Here is a 20,942-nt window from a genome sequence, read left to right on the forward strand (position 1 = left end):
TATGAGTACTGAACAATTCGATCCCATGACCTTTGCTCTTTTTCTGGGCGCGCTGTCACTCATACCTATCCTGATGATCGTCTGTACCTGCTTTTTAAAAATCTCTATGGTGCTGTTGATCACACGTAATGCTATTGGGGTCCAGCAGGTTCCACCCAACATGGCCCTTTACGGCATTGCACTGGCGGCAACGCTGTTTGTTATGGCTCCCGTTTTTAATCAGATGCAGCAGCAGTTCAGTCAGGCGCCCGCAGATTTCTCGAATGTGGACAACCTGAGAACCAGCATCACCAATGGCGTAACACCGTTACAGAAATTTATGACGCATAACACCGATCCCGACATTTTGATTCACTTGCAGGAAAACAGTGTCAGGATGTGGCCGAAGTCCATGTCAGAAAATATCAGTAAAGACAACCTGTTACTTGTCATACCGGCTTTCGTTTTGTCGGAATTACAAGCTGGATTCAAGATTGGTTTCTTAATCTATATCCCGTTTATTGTTATCGACCTCATTGTTTCAAATGTTTTACTGGCGCTGGGGATGCAGATGGTGGCCCCGATGACACTTTCCCTGCCCTTAAAAATGTTGCTCTTTGTGCTTATCAATGGCTGGACACGCCTGCTGGATGGCCTGTTTTATAGTTATCTTTGAGGTGCAAGCATGGAAATAATGAATCTCTTTAAACAGGCGATGTTACTTGTGGTTCTGCTTTCTGCTCCGCCATTGCTGGTTGCCGTCATTGTTGGCGTGTTGGTTTCTCTGCTTCAGGCCGTCATGCAACTTCAGGACCAGACCCTGCCGTTCGCGATCAAACTCGTAGCGGTAGGCATTGCACTGGCATTGAGTGGTCGCTGGATTGGAGTTGAGTTGCTGGAGCTGGCCCAGCAGGCTATGGCCATGATTCCTCAAACTGGCGCTTAATCATGGCGAACACTGTCATCCACGTACTCTATGAATATCTTTTCGCCCTGGCGCTGAGTGCCGCACGTTTATATCCCTGTCTGATCCTGGTGCCGGTATTTTCTTTCAATATCCTTAAAGGGATTGTACGTAGCGGGGTGGTATTAGCGCTGGCAATCGTCCCGACTTTGGGTTTACAGGCACAACTGGCATTACAAATGCCAGGCTGGCCGCAACTTATTGCGCTTATCCTTAAAGAGGGGGTGATTGGAATTCTGCTGGGATTGGTGATCAGCATGCCCTTCTGGTTATTTCAGTCAGTCGGTGCTCTGTTCGATAACCAGCGTGGCGCCCTCATTGGGGGACAATTGAATCCGGCACTCGGTAGTGACGTGACACCGCTGGGTCTTCTGCTTCAACAGACACTCATACTGTTTCTCATTCTTACCACTGGATTGAGTGGCGTCACTCAGATTATTTGGGACAGCTATTCTGTGTGGCCGGTAATGCAGTGGTTGCCATTTCCGAATCATAATGGATTTGAGCAATATCTGGCTCTGCTGACTGACACGTTCAGTCATATTATTATTTATGCTGGTCCGCTGGTGGCACTACTACTCATGATGGATTTCAGTATTGCGATTCTCAGTCTGTATAGCCCTCAGCTACAGGCTTTTGTTCTGTCGGTTCCCGCAAAATGCCTCCTCGGTCTGCTGTTTTTTGTACTTTATATCCCAACGTTAAGCACGCTGGGAGAGGAACGACTGTACCTGTTACGCGATCTCAGCAAACTGATAAAAGGCTTATTGGGGGGACAGTGACATGTCTGAAAAAACGGAAAAACCTACGGCAAAAAAACTTCAGGATGCGCGCCGTAAAGGCCAGGTTCCCCAAAGCCAGGACGTTCCGAAGCTTCTCATTTGTGCAGGCGTGGTTGAAACCGTAATGGCGCTGGATGATGTTGGCATGCAGAAGCTTCAGGCTCTTATGATGTTGCCGCTTATGCGCCTGAACCAGCCTTTTGAGCAGGTTCTCAGCGAGCTTGCTGGTAGTGCTTTGCTTATTGTTTCAACATTTTTTGGTATTACTGTGGCAGTGGCTGCGTTACTTCGTATTATCGGCGGTTGGATACAATATGGGCCTTTGTTTGCAACAGAAGCCCTCAAGCCTGATTTTAATCGCCTGAATCCTGTGAATCAGTTCAGGCAGATGTTTTCTGTGAAGAAACTCACCGACATGCTTAGTAGCGTGCTAAAAGCTGCAGCAATATGCACTATTTTTATTTTAGTGCTGAGTACCGATCTTGAGTCTCTTTCCCGTCTTGCTTATGGTGACCTGAACAGCTTTTGGCCTGCGGTGGAGGTTCTGCTCACCCGCGTTTCACGCCAGACACTGTTCACCTTATTGATAATGACCCTCCTGGACTTTGGCCTGCAGAAGTATTATTTCCTTAAGCAACAGCGTATGAGTCATCAGGACATACGTGATGAACATAAGCAGTCCGAAGGTGACCCTCATATGAAAGGACATCGTCATGCTGTTGCACAAGAGTTGCTGAACGCGCCTGTACAGGCTGTGAAGCGAGAGCCGCTTGAAAAGGCTGACCTGCTTCTGGTCAACCCTACCCATTATGCTGTTGCGCTCTACTATCGTCCTGAGTTAACGCCGTTACCACGTATCATATGCAAAGGCGAGGACAGTGATGCTAAAACGCTGATTGTCCGGGCACAACAGGCTAAAATTCCCGTGATTCGCTTCATTTGGCTGGCCAGAACGCTTTATCAATCCCAGGAGGGGCAACTCATCCCCAGGCATACTTTGCAGGCCGTCGCGAGAGTTTATCGTGTGTTGCGTGAACTGGATGACCCGTCTGACGAGGATGTGATCGAACTGGAGCCAGAATAATGGAACTTAATGCCACATCTCGCCACTTACACGTTTTAATGCTGAGGTAGAGCAGATTGCTGTTAACAAGGAACAGGGTACGTGAAGATGATAATAACAGCTACTCCTCATCCTGACGATGTGGCTGAAATACATAAGAAATTGATGGCGTTTAATTCCCGGTATGTTGATCCTGATGAAAAAAAAGACATTGCTCTTTTCATTAATGATGATGATGGCAACAAAGTGGCTGGCTTAGTCGCTATTACATGGGGTAACTGGATGCATATACACTTTCTGTGGGTCGACGAATCACGTCGAAAAACAGGGCTTGGCGCGAGGATGCTGCACGCTGCAGAACAGGAAGCATTAGCACGTGGTTGTAAAGGCGTTTTCGTTGATACATTCAGTTTTCAGGCGCGTGAATTCTATGAGAAACAAGGCTACCTGTTGCAAATGACGATCGAGCAAATTCCCCATCATCATCGCCAGCACTTTTTAATTAAACAGTTAGAATGTGCGGTTTAATTATTACTCAGTGATGTTATAAAATGTTTTTAATAATGGAGAAAGAAAATGTTGCTCTCTAAGCAATCTGCTTCATCAGACAGAAAGTACAGACTGTATGCCAGTAAATTCGCCATATTGGCTACTTTTTTATGCATCTTTTCCCAGTCTGCTTTTGCCAGTACGCTCAATACGGTTTCTGAGATTAACCAGGCGTTAATGAAAGGAAAAGACATTAATTTGTCTATCGATTTAACGCAGTGTTTCGATCGGGAAAACAATATCAAAGGTACCATGAGAGGCGGTATGAAGATTACGTCATACCTGATCAGACCTGACGGTTCTCTGGCTTTCTCAGATATGCACCAAACGGTAAATAATAAAGATAAACCGCAAGTGCAGTTTTTGCGCTACCGTTCAAAGGATGAAAACACCATAGGATTCTCCATGCGGACGTTTACTTTGCCAGACTGGAAGCCCTACGGCAATCCCGCTCAATACGAGTGTGCCATTAATAAAGGGATCGTGTTCTATTCTCACGATCAGGACTAACGGTTTTTCGGCTTAACTGCCCTACTGGTATTTATTGGCGGGTTTTTATTTCCTTGCAATTAAACAATCAGAAATAAATAACAGGTTTTACAGCGTAATATGAGCTAACGGGGCCTGCACTATAAGGTGGAGTCTACACATTTAGCGGCGGGCCCCCTCTCCCCCTGTCAGTCATCAATTCTTTTACTGCCGAGCTTTATTGTCAGAATTCACGTAGTGCTGTCCCTGGACTGTACAACTCGTAACAGCCTGCCCGGACAGAGAAGGTGCCGTCGCTTCCGGCGACAGTGAGGCCTTTTCTGAACATATATGATGCTCAGCGTGACGCAGATGTGCGCCGCCTGGGCGAATGCGCATGGCTCCACCAGATCAACGCAGATCATGAGTTTAGCAACGTCCGCTGCTGGCACAGAGCAGACATCCGCCGCCGTGAAAGCGTACCGTTCAGCGCTGCATCCCCGTTAACTGATTCGTTCTTTCCCATCTTACTTTAACAACAGCCTGATTCAGGATATGGCCCGGCCGGACAGGAAAAATCTGATTTTATGAGTCCGTCATAAAACCGATATACCGGAAATATAATTTCAGTTTGCTGGAACTCAGACACAGAGACTAACGACTCACATAATACTTTCCACAACAGAACGTAATCACTAAGGATAAATGATGAACATGCTCTCAACAAAATCGGTACTGAAGACAACAGCATTCGCTCTCACTGCGTTTTTGTTAAACCAGGGCGCAGCACTGGCTGAAACCCCTTCAGCATCTACACAGCCTGTCCACAACGGTGCGGTTTCACAGCTGAAGCATACTGCGCACGGTAACGAAAACATGATTCTGGCCAAAGAGCCAACCCTGGCGAGTGGCCAGCGCGTCAACTCTGCCTGCGACGAGTTAGGCCCGTGCCCACATGACGACATCACAGATGATGCATCGTAAGTGATTAAAAACCGGCGGTGAATTGTGCCTGCAGACTCCGGACTAAAATAAAAAAATCGCCTTTAGGCGGTTTTTTCATTCTTAACAGCGCAGATTCGTTAAAAATACTGAGTCATTCCCAGCAGGCAGGAAAGCATCGACAGAGACGGACGTGATAATTTTGACTTACTCTGATTAATCATTAATTTACAACTTTTTTGTAATTGATCTCGCTAACAATATCTCTGCTATAAGCGGGCAGCCAAAGCGGGAGCGCTCGGATAAAGAGTAAGGCGTCACACCAGGTATTGCATTGGCATGGACGGGATTTAAATATGCGGAGGTCGTAAAAATTTCCCACGCCGTGTACGCGTGATATACAGGCAAGTGCATCATGCGTTCCACCAAATTCGAGTACGTTAAAAGTGTGAAAATTAAGAGGCCAATATTATTCGTCGTATGCATTAACATTATTGAGTGCTAAATTTTTAAAGGTTAAAATTGTTGAACCTTCCAAAATATTAATTTGGTGAATAACGCTGATGTTTTAAAGGAGCATCTGATTCTGGTACAAAATAGGTTAATAGTAAGGTATACGATTAACGATGCCACAAGTCAGCATTTCCCCTGCTCTTGTGATTCGTTATTCCCCTGTTCCGAATGCATTGCCTCCCCGATTATTGCTTCAGGCTTTCCCGCTTAGTGGATCTGAATGATATTGACGTCAGGATGCATCATTTAGCAGCTGGCATCAACGCTCATGCACGAAATTCTGTCTCTGCAATGTTGAAGCTGCGCATTCTTAATCGCTCTGAATGCTGAGCGTGAAAATACATTTCCAGCCTCTGGATTTGATGTGGAAGCGATTACGCAGTTATTCTCAAACTTCAGCGAAATAAAAACACCACGCAAACTGAGGTCGGGGTTGTACAGGCACACAGCAAGCCATCCTCCCGTAAAGATTCTGTCATGTCCGTATAACGTTCTCCCGGAGCCATATCCTGGCAAAAGCCGTCAAATAAAAAAACTGGTTGTTTGCCATGCAGTTGGCCCCAGAGCGTCATGCCCGGATAATAATTAACTCAGCCGTTATCCTTAACCGCTAAAAAAATTTTATTTTTTACACTTTCAAGTGTATTGAAACTTTTCAGAGAGTTGACCGGAAATGTTACAGCGGCTATAACCCTATTAGGTTCGATACTAAAATCATAAGATTTTAAGTTTAACCAAGTTGCTTTGGTATAGAAATTTTTCACTCTTGCCCGCGATAAGTCAGGATGTTATCCGCATCTTCGTGGTTAAGATTTTTTCTGCACACAGCCAAGGTATTCTGAATATGTCAAATTCTGACAGCGACGCCCTACCGTTGCAAACGTGCGCAAGCGAGGACGCCCAACAACAACGCGCCATCATTGACGTAGCGCCGGGAAAGCCAGGGAGTGAAGCCCGCTGGACATCGAGTGCCAAGAGCGGAATTGGCACCGCCCTTTCACCTGATTCCCGCGTCTGGTTCACCTTAAGCCACGGCATTCTCAACGAAATTTATTATCCGCGCGTTGACAGCGCCTGCACCCGCGATTTCGGGTTCATCATCACCGCCCCTGAAGGTTATTTTTCAGAAGAAAAGCGCGATTGTTCGACAGAAACCCATACGGTCTCGCCAGGCATTCCGGCCTTTTCGATCGTTAACACGGCCCGGGATGGTCGCTACCGGCTCGAAAAAGATATCATCACCGATCCTGCCCGTGACTGTGTCCTGCAACGCATCCGTTTCACCGCGCTAAAGGGGGATGTTGCGGATTACAAGATCACCGCCCTGCTCGCTCCCCATCTGGTGAACGCCGGGCAAATGAACACCGCATGGATCAGTGAATTTGAAGACAGGCCCGTGCTTTTCGCCACGGGTCGCTCTCGTTACTTAGCGCTCGTCTGCGATATACCCTGGACGGCAATGAGCGTGGGCTTTGTCGGCACGTCAGACGGCTGGCAACAGCTGAAAAAATACGGGCGCATCGCGAACTCGTATCAGCGCGCGGACGATGGCAATGTCGCCCTTGCCGGTGAGCTGGCATTCACAAGTGCCTGCCGTGAAGCCACGCTGGCAATCGGGTTCGGCCAGACGGAATCCGAAGCCGCAGCGGCGGCAACCGCCAGTCTGAAAGCAGGCTTTGGCAAAGCCCGCAAGCACTACATCAGTAACTGGCAAGCATGGCAGAACACGCTCATTCCACTCGATCAACCCGAGCGGAACGGTGTGAATACATACCGGGTGTCAACCGCAGTTCTGGCCTCGCATAAAGCAGCCGATTGCCCCGGTGCCGTTGTCGCGAGCCTGACGATTCCGTGGGGGTTTTCGAGGGGCGATGACGATCTGGGAGGCTATCATCTGGTCTGGCCGCGTGACCTGGTCGAAACGGCTGGGGGATTCCTGGCAGCTGGCGATGCCAACGAAGCACTCGCCATACTGGATTATCTCCGACGCGTTCAGGAGCCCTCCGGGCGCTGGCCACAGAACCTGTGGCTCGATGGAAAACCATACTGGTCAGGTATCCAGATGGATGAGTGTGCCTTCCCTGTTCTGCTAGCCGATATGCTGCACCGACTTGGTCATCTCGATAAAAAAGCGCTGAAACACATTATGCCCATGCTGCGCGGTGCGGCCCGCTATATTTTGACCAACGGCCCGGCGACCGGCGAGGATCGTTGGGAAGAAGACGCGGGCTACAGCCCGTTTACCCTGGCGGTCGAAGTCTCCGCCCTTCTTGCCGCCGCGGACCTGCTTTCGCTAGACGGCGATGAGGTGGCTGCAAACCATCTGCGCGAAACCGCCGACTGCTGGAATGAGCAGATTGAAAAATGGACCTTTGCCGGAGAGCCCGATTTTTGCGCATCGGTTGGTATTGCCGGTCACTACGTCCGCATCGCTCCCCCCGGCGCAACGGATGAAGCAAGCGCATCCGGCGAAACCGAGATCCGCAACCAGACGCCGGATCGGGCGATTCTGTCAACCACCGATGTGCTGAGTCCGGATGCTCTGGCATTGGTGCGTTTTGGTCTGCGCGCCGCCGACGACCCGCACATCGTGGATACGGTAAAAGCAATCGACCACAGTCTGCGTGTCGAACTCCCTCAGGGGCCACTATGGTATCGGTATACCGGCGATGGCTATGGTGAGCACGAAGACGGCGCGCCGTTCGATGGTATTGGCCAGGGACGTCCCTGGCCCTTGCTGGCGGGCGAACGCGCGCATTACGAGCTGGCAGCGGGCAGGCGCGAGGTCGCGGAGGCGCTCTTATCCACGCTGGAGAAGTCGGCAGGTCCGGGCGGGTTGTTACCGGAACAGACCTGGGACGGGCCCGATATTCCTGAAAGGGAGCTGTTCTTCGGCCAGCCAGCCGGGAGCGCCATGCCACTTGTCTGGGCGCATTCCGAGCATATTAAACTCGTGCGGTCGCTCCGCGATGGCGCGGTCTTCGATATGCCACCGCAGGGCGTCGAGCGCTATATCCGGAATAAAACCGCATCGCACTTGCGCATATGGCGCTTTAACAACCGCCTGTCTTCTGTTCCTGTCGGGAAGCAACTGAGGCTGGAAACGGAAGCAAACGCACTGGTGCACTGGAGCACAGATAACTGGGCGACCGTCTCTGACAGTCCGGCGATCCCTTCCGGACTTGGCACATACTATGTGGACCTGCCTTTACAGCATGAGGACGCAGGAACCCGCGTTGTCTTCACCTTCTACTGGCCTGATGTTGAAAACTGGGAACACACCGACTTCACCGTTCAGGTTGTGAATGAACCGGAAAATCAAATGCGCATTGACAGAGAGGAATGATATGCAGATTGGAATGGTAGGACTCGGCCGTATGGGCGCAAACATGGTTCGTCGTCTTCTTAAACAGGGCCATGATTGCGTGGTCTTCGACGTGAACGCCGATAACGTTGACGCACTGGTTAAAGAGGGGGCAACCGGCGCGTCGTCGCCAGCCGATCTTATTGCTAAACTGGCGGCGCCGCGCGCGGTCTGGCTCATGCTGCCTGCCGCGATCACACCGAAGATTGCGCGGGATTTCGCATCAAAGCTGAATAAAGGCGACGCCATCATTGACGGGGGCAACTCCTTTTATCGTGAAGCGATCGATCTCTCTGGAGAATTTTCCCCCCTTGGGATCGACTATATCGACGTCGGTACATCGGGTGGCGTGTGGGGCCTGGAACGTGGCTATTCCCTTATGATCGGTGGCCCGCAGGCGGCTGTGAAGCGTCTGGATCCGATTTTTGCGTCGCTCGCGCCTGGTGCCGGTCAGCACATTGAGGAAGATGCGGTCGTAGGCACAGCGCCGAGAGGCTATCTTCATTGTGGGCCGGCGGGCGCCGGACACTTCGTCAAGATGGTACATAATGGCATTGAATATGGTGTGATGGCCGCCTATGCCGAAGGCCTGAATATACTGAAAGCCGCCAATGCCGGAAACGGCGAACGGGAGGCAGATGCGGAAACCGCGCCTCTGTCCCATCCTGAATATTACCGTTTTGACATCAATCTTCCCGCCGTTGCGGAGGTATGGCGACATGGCTCGGTTATCGGTTCCTGGCTGCTGGATTTGACCGCCGAGGCGTTGAAGCAGGACCCGCACCTTAAAAACTATGATGGTCGTGTGTCAGATTCCGGTGAAGGCCGCTGGACACTGCAGACAGCGGTGGAAACGGGCGTTCCCGCGCCGGTTCTCGCGTCTGCTCTCTTCGGGCGTTTCTCTTCTCGTGGTGAAGCTCTGTTTGCTGAAAAAGTTCTTTCAGCCATGCGGCACGCCTTCGGTGGCCATCTGGAAAAAAACCGCTAAAGCGGAGGGACACAGCGATGGTACAGCAACGTTCAGAGGTACTGGTAGTGTTCGGTGTCACGGGCGATCTTGCCTATAAAATGATCTTCCCTTCACTCTATGCAATGGTGAAGCGTAACACGCTCAATACGCCCATTATCGGTGTGGCGTTTGAAGACTGGACGCGCGACCAGTTGATTGCGCGTGCAAAAGAGTCGGTTGAAAAACACGTCGATGAGTTCGATGAGGCAGTCTTTGCTGCGCTGGCGGACAGGCTGTCCTATGTTTCCGGCGATTATCGCATTCAGTCAACATTCGATGGATTGCGCGATGCGCTGGGGGACCATCATCACCCGCTCTATTACCTGGCTATACCCCCGTCGCTGTTTGAAACGGTCGTCACAGGTCTGCAAGAGGCGCGTATCGCGAAAGGCGCCCGCCTGATGGTGGAAAAGCCGTTCGGCCGCGATCTCGCGTCGGCAAAACAGCTGAACAACGTGCTTCACAACGTTTTCGATGAGGACGCGATTTTCCGTATCGATCACTTTTTAGGGAAGGAAGCCATCCAGAATCTCCTTTACTTTCGCTTTGCCAACAGCTTCCTCGAACCAATATGGAATCGCGATCATATCGAAAGCGTTCAGATTACTATGGCCGAGGACTTTGGTATTAAAGGACGCGGCAAATTTTATGACGAAGTTGGCTGCCTCCGCGATGTGATCCAAAATCACCTGGTGAATGTGCTTCTGTTGCTGACAATGGAACCTCCCGCCTCCGGCGCGTCCGACGATCTGGTTGATGAGAAAGTCCAGGTGCTGAAGGCCATTCCTCCCCTGTCGGACGAGGATGTGGTTCGTGGTCAGTTTGCAGGCTATACCGATGAACCCGGTGTCAACCCTTCCTCTTCTACAGAGACGTTCGCTGCGGTTCGTTTCCGGATTGCGACATGGCGCTGGAGTGGTGTTCCCTTTTTTATCCGTGCCGGCAAAAATCTGCCTGCGCATGCGACGGAAGTGATCGTGCGCTTCCGGCGACCACCCGTTACACTTTTCGATGACATTGCCAACGAGGCCGCTAACTATATCCGCTTTCGCCTTGGTCCGGATATTACGATCGGCATTGGGGCGCGACGCAAGGCGGCTGGCGAAAAGATGCGAGGTGAAGCCGTTGAGCTAACGGCGCTTGACGATGGCATTGGCGATATGGCGCCCTATGAGCGGCTGATAGGCGATGCGATGGCTGGCGATCGTCAGCTTTTTACCCGACAAGACGCGGCGGAACTGGCCTGGAAGATCGTTGAGCCAGTACTGGATAAGAAAACCGTCCCCCTTTCCTACAAGCCCGGAACCTGGGGGCCGGATACGATGGCAGACTTTGCGCCCCCCGGCGGCTGGGTCGATCCCGATTGAGTTATGGAGCACTATCAATGACGCGGCAACCTAAAAAGAAAAAAGATCAAATCGTTCTGGCCATCGACATCGGCGGAAGCCATGTAAAAATCCTCTCCAGCGCTGGCGGGGTGAAAAAGAAGGCGGACAGTGGAAAGACAATGTCTGCGGCTGAAATGGTTGCTGTGGTTAAGAGCCTGGCTGAAGGCATGACCTACGATGTGATTGCAATGGGATATCCCGGTCCGGTCGCGCACAACAAACCGCTTCGGGAACCCGCCAACCTCGGTGAGGGCTGGGTGGGATTTGACTATGCGGGCGCATTCGGTTGCCCTGTTCGTATCGTCAACGACGCCCTGATGCAGGCGCTGGGTTCCTATCAGGGCGGACGCATGCTCTTTCTCGGTCTTGGCACGGGATTAGGTGCTGCGATGATCGTTGAGAATGTCGCTCAGCCCATGGAGATTGCTCACTTACCTTATCGCAAGGGCAATAGCTATGAACATTATGTGGGTGAAGCCTATCGGATAAAAAAGGGCAACAAAAAATGGCAAGAGCGTGTTTTTGATGTAGTGGAGATGCTGACCGCCGCGTTACAGCCTGAGTACGTCGTCTTAGGCGGCGGAAACGTAGGTGAACTCGATTCACTTCCGCCCAACTGCAGGAAAGGCGACAACACGCTGGCATTCGAAGGTGGGTTTCGTCTCTGGAACGACCCAAACTTGATCACGTGATTCCTGCCATTTAAGAAGGCCAGAATAGCGTTGCTGTGTTTTAGGTTTACTGCCGTGAACGTTTATTCGCGGCAGACTAACGAAAACCGCCAGCGAATGCGACATTCATGGCTGGCCGACCCGTCATTGCCGGTAACCGGCATCGGTGGGTTAAGAAAACCTGTCAGAAACCCCAAAAAAGCCTGAAAATGGCGTTTTTTATTGTTGCTTCATACTGACTGACATCACCCACTTTATCCCCTAACGCTTTCACCGGGACAGATGCAATGTCGGTTGTCACAACGCGGTACTTGCTGCCGTTAACCAGTACCTCAGGATAAAGTTCACCTGAACCCACGAACTCGCCCGGAAGAGCAAGGGGGGCAACCATTAAACGGCCTGGCGTGTCTATCAGGTAGCTTTGTACTTCAACAAGATAAGGATATTTTTTACCATTCTTGTGTGAGTAAACGTCAAATTGCATCCCTACCAGTTCCTGTACATATCAGAAAGCGATCCCTCTTCTCCCACAAAGTCAGAGAAGGCTTTCATGCTTTCACGGTTTTCTTCTTTCCAGCGTTCAGCCCGGATTCTGCGAGCCTCAGTAGTGACAAGCTCGTTAACCATTTTAGAAAGGTTTAAGCCCGCAGATGAAAATATCTCGTAGGCTTCTTTATCAATGGTGACGTTAGTTCTGTATTTCATGTACACCTCCGAAGTGTGAGTTACAAGTATACACTGCTGATACACACCAGCAAGGAACGATTTTTAGGTGCATTCTGCTTTCACGATGCGCCTGGTTTGACCCGCCCGAAAAGCGTTGTTCAGCTTGTCAGACTGCCTATAACCCAGAATGTACAATCACACTGGCCCAGAGAAAAATGTCTGCTCAGATAACAGGCTCTTTCTGAATGAGTGGCCACTTTGTTTACCGTCTTGCACGGGCCAAAGCAGATAGCCGTGAAGAAAAACGAAACGGTGACGATATACTAGCTGACCATTTGTCCGCGTTTCTGATGCGGATAGCTTTCTGTTGAAACCTTTCAGCGACAGGAAGGAAGGCGAATGCAGGAAGCGGATTAATGTAAGTGCAGGTTTAACTCTCGTTGTGCGGCAAGAGCGGAGGGACGGCAAAAAGCTCGTCCTGATGGTCCGTCTGCCGTGGTTACTCATACACAATAAAAAAGTTTCAAGCTAGCCATTTGACTGGAGCACCGCATGTTAGACACCAGCATATATCACACCTCAGAAACAACCACCGGCGTTTCCTGCTCACCCACTAACCTGGTGACCCTCAGAGACAGAAATAATAAAACATGGATGATCCAGAAAGAGCTTATTGCATGGGTCCGTGAAGAAGAATTTTCAAAAGGTTGCCGCGTCGTTCTGTCGAACGACAAATGGTTTGACGTTCCTCTCAGTATCGATGAACTGGTAAGCGCGCTAGGTCTGCCGGTTCCACCGCATACTGACGACTAAGTGGGCGCCGTGTGACAGGTGCATAAGTGCCTGTCCAAAAAAATATCACAGAACTGCGATGCCATAGGTTGAGTGCGTATGCCGCTCAGAACGTGTCGTTGAGTCTGTTGTTAGCAGCATGGACATACGTAGGGTAACACCGCGTTCGCCCGGCGCAACAGCTTATCAGTCCAGTACATTCGCTCATAACCCGGCATGCGGCACTAACATACCAACGACTTTTCCAACAAAGTAATATTTTTGCCCGCCGAGTATTCGATCCGGAATTTATCCACATACCACAAAATCAATTTCAGCCCTCTGCCGCTTTCCTGGGTTATTGTCTGGTCAGAAAAAGCATCACAACGTGCCGCCTGGAGGCGTTCAGCGGGAAATACACTCCCCTCGTCCATAAAGCGAAGCGTAATGCTGATGTCTGACGCAATAAATTCCACTGTAAACCGGCGGTGACTGTCTTCATTTAGCGCATGACGAATGATATTGGTTGCTGTCTCACACGCAGCGAGATCGAGTGAGAACCGCCACTCATCATTGACGGGTAACGCTTCCATCTTTTCCGCAAGCCATTCTGCCAGGCGAGCGAGCGAGGTCAGCGTAGCGGGAAGCGTAATATCGCTGTTCACTGACATCTCACTTATTTAACTGCGCAAGTGCCGCGGAGCGGTCCGGACAGATCCGGAAAATGCGATCCATTCTGGTGAGTGTGAACATCTTCTGGATATTGGCATTCAATGCACATAATGTCATTTCCCCTTTTCCATTCATTAACTTAAGCAACGAAACCAGTGTTCCCAGTCCACTGCTATCGATAAAGTCAATTTTGCTAAAATCCACAATGAGGGCCTTTTTATCCTCACCAATTTCCCGCGAAACCGCTTCTTTAAAGGCTGCGGCTACCGATGCGTCCAGCCTGCGCACTGCGGGTGTAAGGATGTTCACTTCAGGCTGCCGTTCTGTACCCATGTTCATAAGTTTTCTCCTTGATGCTCAATGATTAAAAGCGATACATCATCGGCCATCGCATGTTGTTCTGTGTTTTCACCACTGCGCCAACGGATGAGATGTTGGCCGAGTTGTTGCAGAAGGTCATCAGGTGCCTGTGCAATGCTGTCCTGTATGCATGTCTGCAGACGTTCCTGACCAAACTGCTCTCCGGCCAGGTTTTCGCACTCAGTAATGCCGTCACTGAACAGACAGAGTCGTTCACCTGGCGCAAGGGTAAAGGAGACGTCGGTCCAGGAGAGATGGGGCATTAAGCCCACCGGTGCGCCACCCTCGCCGACCGTTCTGATTTGCCCGTGGGGCGTTACAATGAAAGGCGTAGGATGCCCGGCCTGACATAACCGTCCTTCGCCACTAGTCAGGTTGATCACGCCATAAATCAGGGTGAAGTAACTGACAATTTCCGCCTCATCACTACAAAAGCGTTCATTCAGAATGCGCACGACCTCCGCCGGGGAAACGACACCCTTGTCGCCATCTAAAAGAAAACGCTCTACCGTCCTGCCGTGAAGAAACTGCCGGGCGACGGCGAGCGACATCATCGCTGCACCGACGCCATGACCTGATACATCCACGCAATAAAAACCCAGATGATTATCAAGCGGAAAAACGTTAAAAATATCGCCTGAAACCCAGGCGGACGGTAAAAACAGCCAGTCGGAAAAGTAGTCACCGTAACACTGCTGATGTGCCGGGAGGACGGAGTGTTGAATCCGTGCGGCGACTTCAAGGTCCTGCTCAATTTGACGCAGCGCCTCACTGAGATGAGTATTACGTGCGGCTAACGTCGCCTCCAGAGACAGAATGCGCGTGCCGGCATGCAACCGTGCCCGCAGTTCGGATTGCTCGACAGGTTTGCTCAGAAAATCATCCACACCAGCATCAAACCCCTGCGTCAGATCGTTAGGATTTTCGCGTGCCGTGAGCAGAATGAAATAGATATAGTGGCCAAGCTGACGACCACGTATCTCCCGGCAAAGCGTCAGACCGTCCATCTCCGGCATTTCCCAGTCGCTAATCACCATGCTCACCGGTTGAGTTTCAAGGATGGTCAGCGCGACTATGCCATTTTCAGCCTCGCTAACCCGATAGCCCCACTGGGTCAGCATGCGTGATAACAGGCGACGATAAACCAGTGAATCCTCCACGATCAGAACGTGCGGTATCGACATGATGCCCCCTAAATCGGTAAGAACCAGATCAGGCTGATCGTGCCTTCACGAAATTTTCCACTACCGCTCTGATGGCCGGGATAACGCGTTCCGGAATAGTTCGCATACTGTATTGAAAACGATCCTGGTGTGTAGCCTGCGTAGCCGAAGCTATAACTGTAATCACCGTTCCACGGTTGCTGCTGACTCTTATCCGGAAACCAAAATGCCGTTACACGCACGAAGAAATGTTGTTTAAACGTATAACCGCATCCGCCTAACAAGACGTTTTTATTTTGGCGAATATCGTTGCTGCTTAAGTCGTAATAGCGGGGGACCCAGCTGTAGCCTGCCTGGCAAATGATAGCGTCGCCTTTATTAATCAACAGCGCATTTTCGACCGGCTTCGGCAAGGAGAATTTATAGGCCAGCGTAATGGCTCCCTGCTCAAAATAGGTATGCCGACGACCACCCGAGGTCCAGAAGTGGTTATCACCATAATTGCTGTAAACCAGACTGAGCGTATTCGCGTGCCAGTCATCGTAACCAAAACTGTAGCGATAGTCTGCCGTATAACGGCTGGTATCGCTGACAGGCAAACGTGATGTGATATTGGCAAACCAGAAACTATAAGGGGAATACTGCAGGCTCAGATTTACGGTTTGATTGATTTTTTTCTTCTGTTCCGCGCTGTCTTTGCGGTTAGGGATAGTCATCCACTGCTCTTTCAAACCCGAACTAAAACTCAGGGCACCAGAAAATGCTTTCTCATTACCAGAAAAAAGTCGTCCCCAGCGACTGGTGTACACGCCCGCCTGTATCGGCTCATCGTTCTTATCCCGCAACGGTAATGTATCGTCCGTTTGTGCCGCCCCACTTTCCGTCGCGGCACTGAATAACGCGCAGATCAAGAGATATTTCTTATTCATCTGCCCTTCCTTAGTTAGGTATCCAGCGTGCAGCAACGTTATATTTTGCCATCAGCCACAGCGTGCCCAGCGCAGCCGCATGAATAAGCGTGTTTTCTAACCATGCGTGACGCCATAAATCAAACGACACAAACTGGCTGACTGCGAGCACAACATAGACATGCAAAATAAAGGTATAAAGCGAGTGCTGGCCCAGTGGAATAAGAAACCAGCCTGCAAAGCGATATACCGGCTGCCAGCACCATGTCAGAAGCAGATAGACCGTTACCATCAGGCAGATATCGTTGACGACCCTGACGGGACCCAGCCCATTTTTTGCCGCCCACGTATGGTAGAACGTATCAAAATCTGCAGCAGGAATGATGTGCATCAACAGATCGGACGGCATAAAAGGGTTGGTATGATTTTGTGCAACAAACCCCATAACTAACGCCACTACGACAAGTGCCGCCACGGTCAATTTGCCCGGCGGTGTATGTGCAAAAGAGAGCAGTTCGTCTTTATACCAGCCACTGCACATCCCCAGTACAAAAATGAATTGCCAGGCTAACAGCGGAAAAGCGAATTCGAACTCCGCCGTTGTCACGCGTACAGGCCAGCGTTGCCAGTAGCAGTAGATCAGTAACGAAAGACCCAATAACCCGTAAACTTTTCCCTTTTGCAGCATGGCTAAATAAAACGGACTGACCAGCAGGAGGCAGATATAGAGGCCAAGGATTTGCGTCTGATGAGGGCCGATTTGTAAATAGAAAACAATGTTAAACCAGGTCTCTTTTATTTGTGGTGTGACCGGATAGAGTGACCAGTGGGTGCCTGAAAAGCGATCGGTAAAATGCGTCATCTCAAAAACATTGATAAAAGGCAAATACCCTAACAGCAAAAATGACAGGATGATAAGGATATTTACCCGGTATATCTTCCATGCACGAAGATAAAGTCCCCAGGACACTGTAAGCCAAACCACCTTTTGCAGTCTGGCACGACTAAGCATACCTAGCATAAAACCGGATAAAATAACAAACCCTTCCGCTCCGGTTACTAAACCGAATCTCTCCCAGGTGAATATGTTGAACAGGGACATTATTTCTGTATGGGCTACAACCATCATCACCAATGCAATGCCGCGCATGAAATCAATTCTTAAATCGCGGCTTCCCGCTGCGCTATAGCGCCATGTGGCTGATTTGCAGAATGATTTCTGCTTCACCGCTTGCACGACTTGGCTCATGATGAGGTTTTATTCCTGACTGAAAAACATCTGGTTAAATATTTGATAGCCTAAGGCGGGCTTTATGGCAAGTAATTAGGTGCAATGAGGATAAGCCGGGACTAATAACGAAAAAACAGATCTCGCTTCATAATTTTTTAGTTTTCTGGACACTTTTTTTTGTGCTATCTACACTTGTTTTAATTTTTGTTTTATTAGACGTTATTTTCTCGGGCAGGCTGAGCGCTGCCTGCAGGATGGCTTTATTTCATCCCTGTTGCGGAATCAGGATATCCTTTGCTATGGATTTTTACTTTTCCCGTTTTGAAAATCGCAAACCACCGGAGCCCCTCAGCACACCGACCTGGGTGATACTGACCTGGCAGGTTTTAGCGGTCGCCGCGTTAATTCTCGGCGCAAATTATATTTACTGGCGCTGGACCGCCTCGCTTAATATTTACGCGCTGTGGTATTCGATTCCGTTGGTATTGGCAGAAACGTTTGCCTGGATTGGAACGATATTATTTACGATCAATCTCTGGAAAGAAGAAGACCCGCTGCCAAACCGTCCCCCAGAGCAAATTAACGATTGCCTGCTTGCAGAGGAACAGGTTGAGAAAAGACCGCTCAAAGTCGATCTGTTTATCGCGACCTATTCTGAAGACGTTGAACTCGTCAGGCTGTCTGTTCGTGACGCTCTGAAAATGCAATACCCCTTCCCGCTTCACTATCAAATACACGTGCTCGACGATGGCCGGCGTCCGGAAATGAAAGCGGTATGCGATGAGGAAGGCGTCAACTACATTACCCGTCAGACCAATATTGGCTACAAGGCCGGAAACCTCCGTAACGGGCTGGAAAACACGGAGGGTGATTTCCTGGTTATTTGCGATGCTGATACGAGAGTCTTCCCCACGTTGCTCAGCCACACATTGGGCTATTTTCGCGATCCAGATGTGGCGTGGGTCCAGACACCTCAATGGTTTTACGATCTCCCTGAAGGGGAAAACCTGTCAAACTGGCTGCAACGAAAAGCGGGCAAGGTGGGATATGGTCTTGGCTGGCTGACACAGAAATTTGTCGGGCCGGTCACGATTGGGCGAGATCCGTTTTTTAACGATCCACGCATGTTTTACGACGTGATTTTACGTCGGCGTAACTGGGCAAATGCGGCATTTTGCTGCGGTGCGGCTTCTGTACATCGACGAGAAGCGGTGATGCAGGCAGCCTTGCGGAGCTATGTCTGGACGGTGGAAGAAGAAATTGATCGTCACACGCGCGACATTCATGATGCTGCCACGCGTGAAGCATTGCGTGACGCCATGCGCCCTCACGTTGCGTTTGACACAGAACTCACACCCTATAAGTTTCACGTCTCAGAAGACATTTATACGTCCATCCTGCTTCACGGCGATGCGGGCCGGCGCTGGCGCTCTGTCATGCACCCGCGTGTTGAATCCAAGATGTTGTCTCCCCAGGATATGCTGACATGGATGATTCAGCGTTTTAAATATGCTGCGGGTTCGCTGGACATCCTGTTTCATGACAATATTTTCAGTCGCCGCCGCTTCAGGCTTTCTTTGCCGCAAACGCTTATGTATGGCACCACTTTCTGGTCGTATCTGGCCTGCATCTGGAACACCGTTTTTCTCTTTTCACCCATAATCTACCTGTTCACCGGCATTCCGCCCGTATCGGCCTGGTCAACGCCCTTTTACCTGCATTTTTTGCCTTTTTTCATTGTGTCGGAACTCGCATTTATGTTCGGGACATGGGGGATCTCTGCCTGGGACGGCAGGGCCTCATATCTTTCTTTTTTCTCTATGAACCTGCGCGCGTTGGGCACGGTACTTCGTGGTGAGCAGATAAAATTTCACGTTACGCCAAAGGAAAGACAGACAGGCCGTTTTCTGTATCTCGTCAAACCGCAAATCGCCGTTGTGGTACTGACCCTTGCCGGGCTTATATGGGGAGGGATTCAGGTTGCACGCGGTCAGGTCGATGATCCTTCAGGCTATGTCATCAACATCTTCTGGGGGGCCGTCAACATAGCCGCCATGTTGCCCTTGATTTTAGCCGCAATCTGGACGCCCGCCGACGAGAAGGAGACGAGTCAATGAGGACGAGAGATGCGCTACTTTCTGCCCGAAGTTATCTCACCATCCTGCTCGGGTTTCTGATTGGGTTTGCTATTGTCGTCTGGGTAGAAAAACAAATGCCAACACGCGTAGAAAGCAGTACGGGGGTCGCGTTAAGTGAGGATTTCCCTCCCCTGCCGACCCCACGAGAGTTGACCTTTGAAGAGGCAATTTGGGCACGGGTGGCCTGGCAATATTATGTCAATAATACACAGCCAAATGGTCTGGCAAACGCGAACGACGGTGAACCCTGGCTCAGCCTGTGGAGCATTGGTAGTTATCTGTTTGCTGTCACAGCCGCAAAGCAACTTAATGTCCTGACAACCGACGAGTTTGATGAGCGGATTGCTGCTGCACTGCTGACGCTTAGCCAAATCCCGCTCACGCCTGACGGTCTGCCAGCGGCCTATTATCATGCAGATACTCTGAAGCTGCTGGGAAAACAGGAGTCTTCCGCAATCGGTATGGGACGCCTGCTTAACGCCCTGCAAACGTTAGTGTGGCGTTATCCCCAACATGCAACCGCCGTGCGCGACCTGTTTAAACAGTGGAACGTCGGTGCGCTGATTGTAAAGAACTCGGCCAGTCAGGCTGCGGTAGCGTTACACCAGTGGGCGCTGGCAACAGATGAACCCAAAAACAGTTTTGGCTATCGCCTGTATGCCAGTCATACGCTTCGCCTTATCGACAGCGTTGCCGGACTGGCGGTGACGAACCCACCAGAGCGTCAGCAAATGATTGATATCGATGGCATCATGGTGCCTGACGAAGGATTACGCACGCCCTGGGGACGGCAGCCCTCACTGATCAGCCTGCCTTACCTGTTGACCGGACTTGAAATGGGTTTTGATGCGCAAAGCGCGGAGATCACCTGGCGCATTATGCAAATTCAGCAGCGCCGTCACAGCCTACGCGTCAGTAAACCGCCCATCAGTACCGATTATGCCGAACCCGCACCAGATTATGCCAACGATCTGCCAGACCGGCAGCCTGTCCAAAATCGTGATCTGCGTGATGAGGCACCCGAACAAACGGCCATCACTTCCACACGTTCTGCCTTTGCATGGTATGCCCTGTTTCGAAACCGCTGGAGTGAGGCGCTGCGCCAGCAGGTACAACCTTTACAGGTGCCCGGCAAAGGCTGGCAGCGCGGACTAAATCTGGACGGCAGCATCAACACGGTTATTGATGCAGATACCAATGCCGTGGTCCTGGAGAGCCTCGCCTATATCGTTCAGGGACAGATGCTTTGTCTGGCCTGCCTTAGCGCGCCCCCTTCTCTTACGTCTTCAGCAGGAGCTACGCCATGAAGCGGAAATGTATCCTTTTTTTCCCCGTATTAAC

21 protein-coding genes are annotated in these 20,942 nt (G+C 50.6%); 14 read left to right on the forward strand and 7 right to left on the reverse strand.

The window, feature by feature from the left end; all coding sequences use genetic code 11:
* The first annotated feature begins 1 nt into the window (after position 1).
* From sctR to C7433_RS15060, 11 genes are all read left to right on the forward strand, one after another.
* Entirely contained in the window at positions 2 to 655 is a 654-nt protein-coding gene (gene sctR, locus C7433_RS15010; RefSeq protein WP_033742541.1) for a type III secretion system export apparatus subunit SctR, read from the forward strand.
* Between the two features lie 9 nt (positions 656 to 664).
* Entirely contained in the window at positions 665 to 925 is a 261-nt protein-coding gene (sctS, locus tag C7433_RS15015) for a type III secretion system export apparatus subunit SctS (RefSeq protein ID WP_033742539.1), read from the forward strand.
* Between the two features lie 2 nt (positions 926 to 927).
* Positions 928 to 1,725: a type III secretion system export apparatus subunit SctT gene (gene sctT / locus C7433_RS15020; protein WP_033742534.1), complete on the forward strand. Its 798-nt coding sequence runs from the start codon at positions 928 to 930 to the stop codon at positions 1,723 to 1,725.
* Position 1,726: 1 nt separating this feature from the next.
* Entirely contained in the window at positions 1,727 to 2,809 is a 1,083-nt protein-coding gene (gene sctU / locus C7433_RS15025; RefSeq protein ID WP_110268462.1) for a type III secretion system export apparatus subunit SctU, read from the forward strand.
* Positions 2,810 to 2,890: 81 nt separating this feature from the next.
* Positions 2,891 to 3,316, forward strand: coding sequence for a GNAT family N-acetyltransferase (locus C7433_RS15030; RefSeq protein ID WP_039339383.1), 426 nt, complete (start codon positions 2,891 to 2,893; stop codon positions 3,314 to 3,316).
* Positions 3,317 to 3,364: 48 nt separating this feature from the next.
* Positions 3,365 to 3,847 carry a VirK family protein gene (locus C7433_RS15035; protein WP_050505021.1) on the forward strand — a complete coding sequence of 161 codons (483 nt, stop codon included), beginning with the start codon at positions 3,365 to 3,367 and terminating at the stop codon, positions 3,845 to 3,847.
* A 663-nt stretch (positions 3,848 to 4,510) separates the two neighbouring features.
* Complete coding sequence (locus tag C7433_RS15040; RefSeq protein ID WP_146212564.1) at positions 4,511 to 4,789, forward strand: hypothetical protein; 279 nt, start codon at positions 4,511 to 4,513, stop codon at positions 4,787 to 4,789.
* A gap of 1,315 nt (positions 4,790 to 6,104) precedes the next feature.
* Positions 6,105 to 8,606, forward strand: a complete 2,502-nt coding sequence (locus tag C7433_RS15045) for a glucan 1,4-alpha-glucosidase (protein ID WP_110268553.1) — start codon at positions 6,105 to 6,107, stop codon at positions 8,604 to 8,606.
* A 1-nt stretch (position 8,607) separates the two neighbouring features.
* The gene (gene gnd / locus C7433_RS15050) at positions 8,608 to 9,612 is read left to right on the forward strand and encodes a phosphogluconate dehydrogenase (NAD(+)-dependent, decarboxylating) (protein ID WP_039339386.1); all 1,005 of its coding nucleotides are present in this window, start codon (positions 8,608 to 8,610) and stop codon (positions 9,610 to 9,612) included.
* Positions 9,613 to 9,629: 17 nt separating this feature from the next.
* On the forward strand, positions 9,630 to 11,000 hold the full coding sequence (zwf, locus tag C7433_RS15055) for a glucose-6-phosphate dehydrogenase (RefSeq protein ID WP_110268464.1): 1,371 nt from the start codon (positions 9,630 to 9,632) through the stop codon (positions 10,998 to 11,000).
* 17 nt (positions 11,001 to 11,017) lie between these two features.
* Positions 11,018 to 11,713 (forward strand): ROK family protein, encoded by a 696-nt coding sequence (locus tag C7433_RS15060; protein WP_054633989.1) that lies wholly within the window; start codon positions 11,018 to 11,020, stop codon positions 11,711 to 11,713.
* Between the two features lie 163 nt (positions 11,714 to 11,876).
* Here the strand turns inward: C7433_RS15060 and C7433_RS15065 are convergent, their stop codons facing one another.
* Both C7433_RS15065 and C7433_RS15070 read right to left on the reverse strand, forming a co-directional pair.
* On the reverse strand, positions 11,877 to 12,176 hold the full coding sequence (locus C7433_RS15065) for a CcdB family protein (RefSeq protein ID WP_039339392.1): 300 nt from the start codon (positions 12,174 to 12,176) through the stop codon (positions 11,877 to 11,879).
* A 2-nt stretch (positions 12,177 to 12,178) separates the two neighbouring features.
* A complete protein-coding gene (locus C7433_RS15070; RefSeq protein ID WP_006121899.1) occupies positions 12,179 to 12,397 on the reverse strand; it encodes a type II toxin-antitoxin system CcdA family antitoxin in 219 nt (72 codons plus the stop codon).
* A 513-nt stretch (positions 12,398 to 12,910) separates the two neighbouring features.
* Here C7433_RS15070 and C7433_RS15075 point away from each other — a divergent pair.
* A complete protein-coding gene (locus C7433_RS15075; RefSeq protein ID WP_006121900.1) occupies positions 12,911 to 13,171 on the forward strand; it encodes a hypothetical protein in 261 nt (86 codons plus the stop codon).
* Positions 13,172 to 13,374: 203 nt separating this feature from the next.
* Here the strand turns inward: C7433_RS15075 and C7433_RS15080 are convergent, their stop codons facing one another.
* The 5 genes from C7433_RS15080 to opgC are packed head-to-tail and all read right to left on the reverse strand — an operon-like array spanning position 13,375 to position 17,481.
* Positions 13,375 to 13,800: an ATP-binding protein gene (locus C7433_RS15080; protein WP_110268465.1), complete on the reverse strand. Its 426-nt coding sequence runs from the start codon at positions 13,798 to 13,800 to the stop codon at positions 13,375 to 13,377.
* Between the two features lies 1 nt (position 13,801).
* A complete protein-coding gene (locus tag C7433_RS15085; protein WP_033742520.1) occupies positions 13,802 to 14,140 on the reverse strand; it encodes an STAS domain-containing protein in 339 nt (112 codons plus the stop codon).
* Positions 14,137 to 15,345 (reverse strand): PP2C family protein-serine/threonine phosphatase, encoded by a 1,209-nt coding sequence (locus C7433_RS15090; protein ID WP_110268466.1) that lies wholly within the window; start codon positions 15,343 to 15,345, stop codon positions 14,137 to 14,139. Before C7433_RS15090 ends, C7433_RS15085 begins: the two co-directional genes overlap by 4 nt.
* 8 nt (positions 15,346 to 15,353) lie before the next feature.
* Positions 15,354 to 16,253, reverse strand: coding sequence for a hypothetical protein (locus tag C7433_RS15095; protein WP_033742517.1), 900 nt, complete (start codon positions 16,251 to 16,253; stop codon positions 15,354 to 15,356).
* 10 nt (positions 16,254 to 16,263) lie between these two features.
* The gene (opgC, locus tag C7433_RS15100) at positions 16,264 to 17,481 is read right to left on the reverse strand and encodes an OpgC domain-containing protein (RefSeq protein ID WP_110268467.1); all 1,218 of its coding nucleotides are present in this window, start codon (positions 17,479 to 17,481) and stop codon (positions 16,264 to 16,266) included.
* A 281-nt stretch (positions 17,482 to 17,762) separates the two neighbouring features.
* Here opgC and C7433_RS15105 point away from each other — a divergent pair, with 281 nt between their 5' ends.
* Together C7433_RS15105 and C7433_RS15110 are read left to right on the forward strand one after the other, a co-directional pair.
* Entirely contained in the window at positions 17,763 to 19,580 is a 1,818-nt protein-coding gene (locus C7433_RS15105; protein WP_033742513.1) for a glycosyltransferase, read from the forward strand.
* The gene (locus tag C7433_RS15110) at positions 19,577 to 20,908 is read left to right on the forward strand and encodes a DUF3131 domain-containing protein (RefSeq protein WP_110268468.1); all 1,332 of its coding nucleotides are present in this window, start codon (positions 19,577 to 19,579) and stop codon (positions 20,906 to 20,908) included. The genes C7433_RS15105 and C7433_RS15110 overlap by 4 nt, the downstream gene beginning before the upstream one ends.
* The last annotated feature ends 34 nt before the right edge of the window (positions 20,909 to 20,942 follow it).

The sequence above is a fragment of the Pantoea sp. PNA 03-3 genome, from assembly GCF_003201175.1.
Taxonomy (GTDB): domain Bacteria; phylum Pseudomonadota; class Gammaproteobacteria; order Enterobacterales; family Enterobacteriaceae; genus Pantoea; species Pantoea stewartii.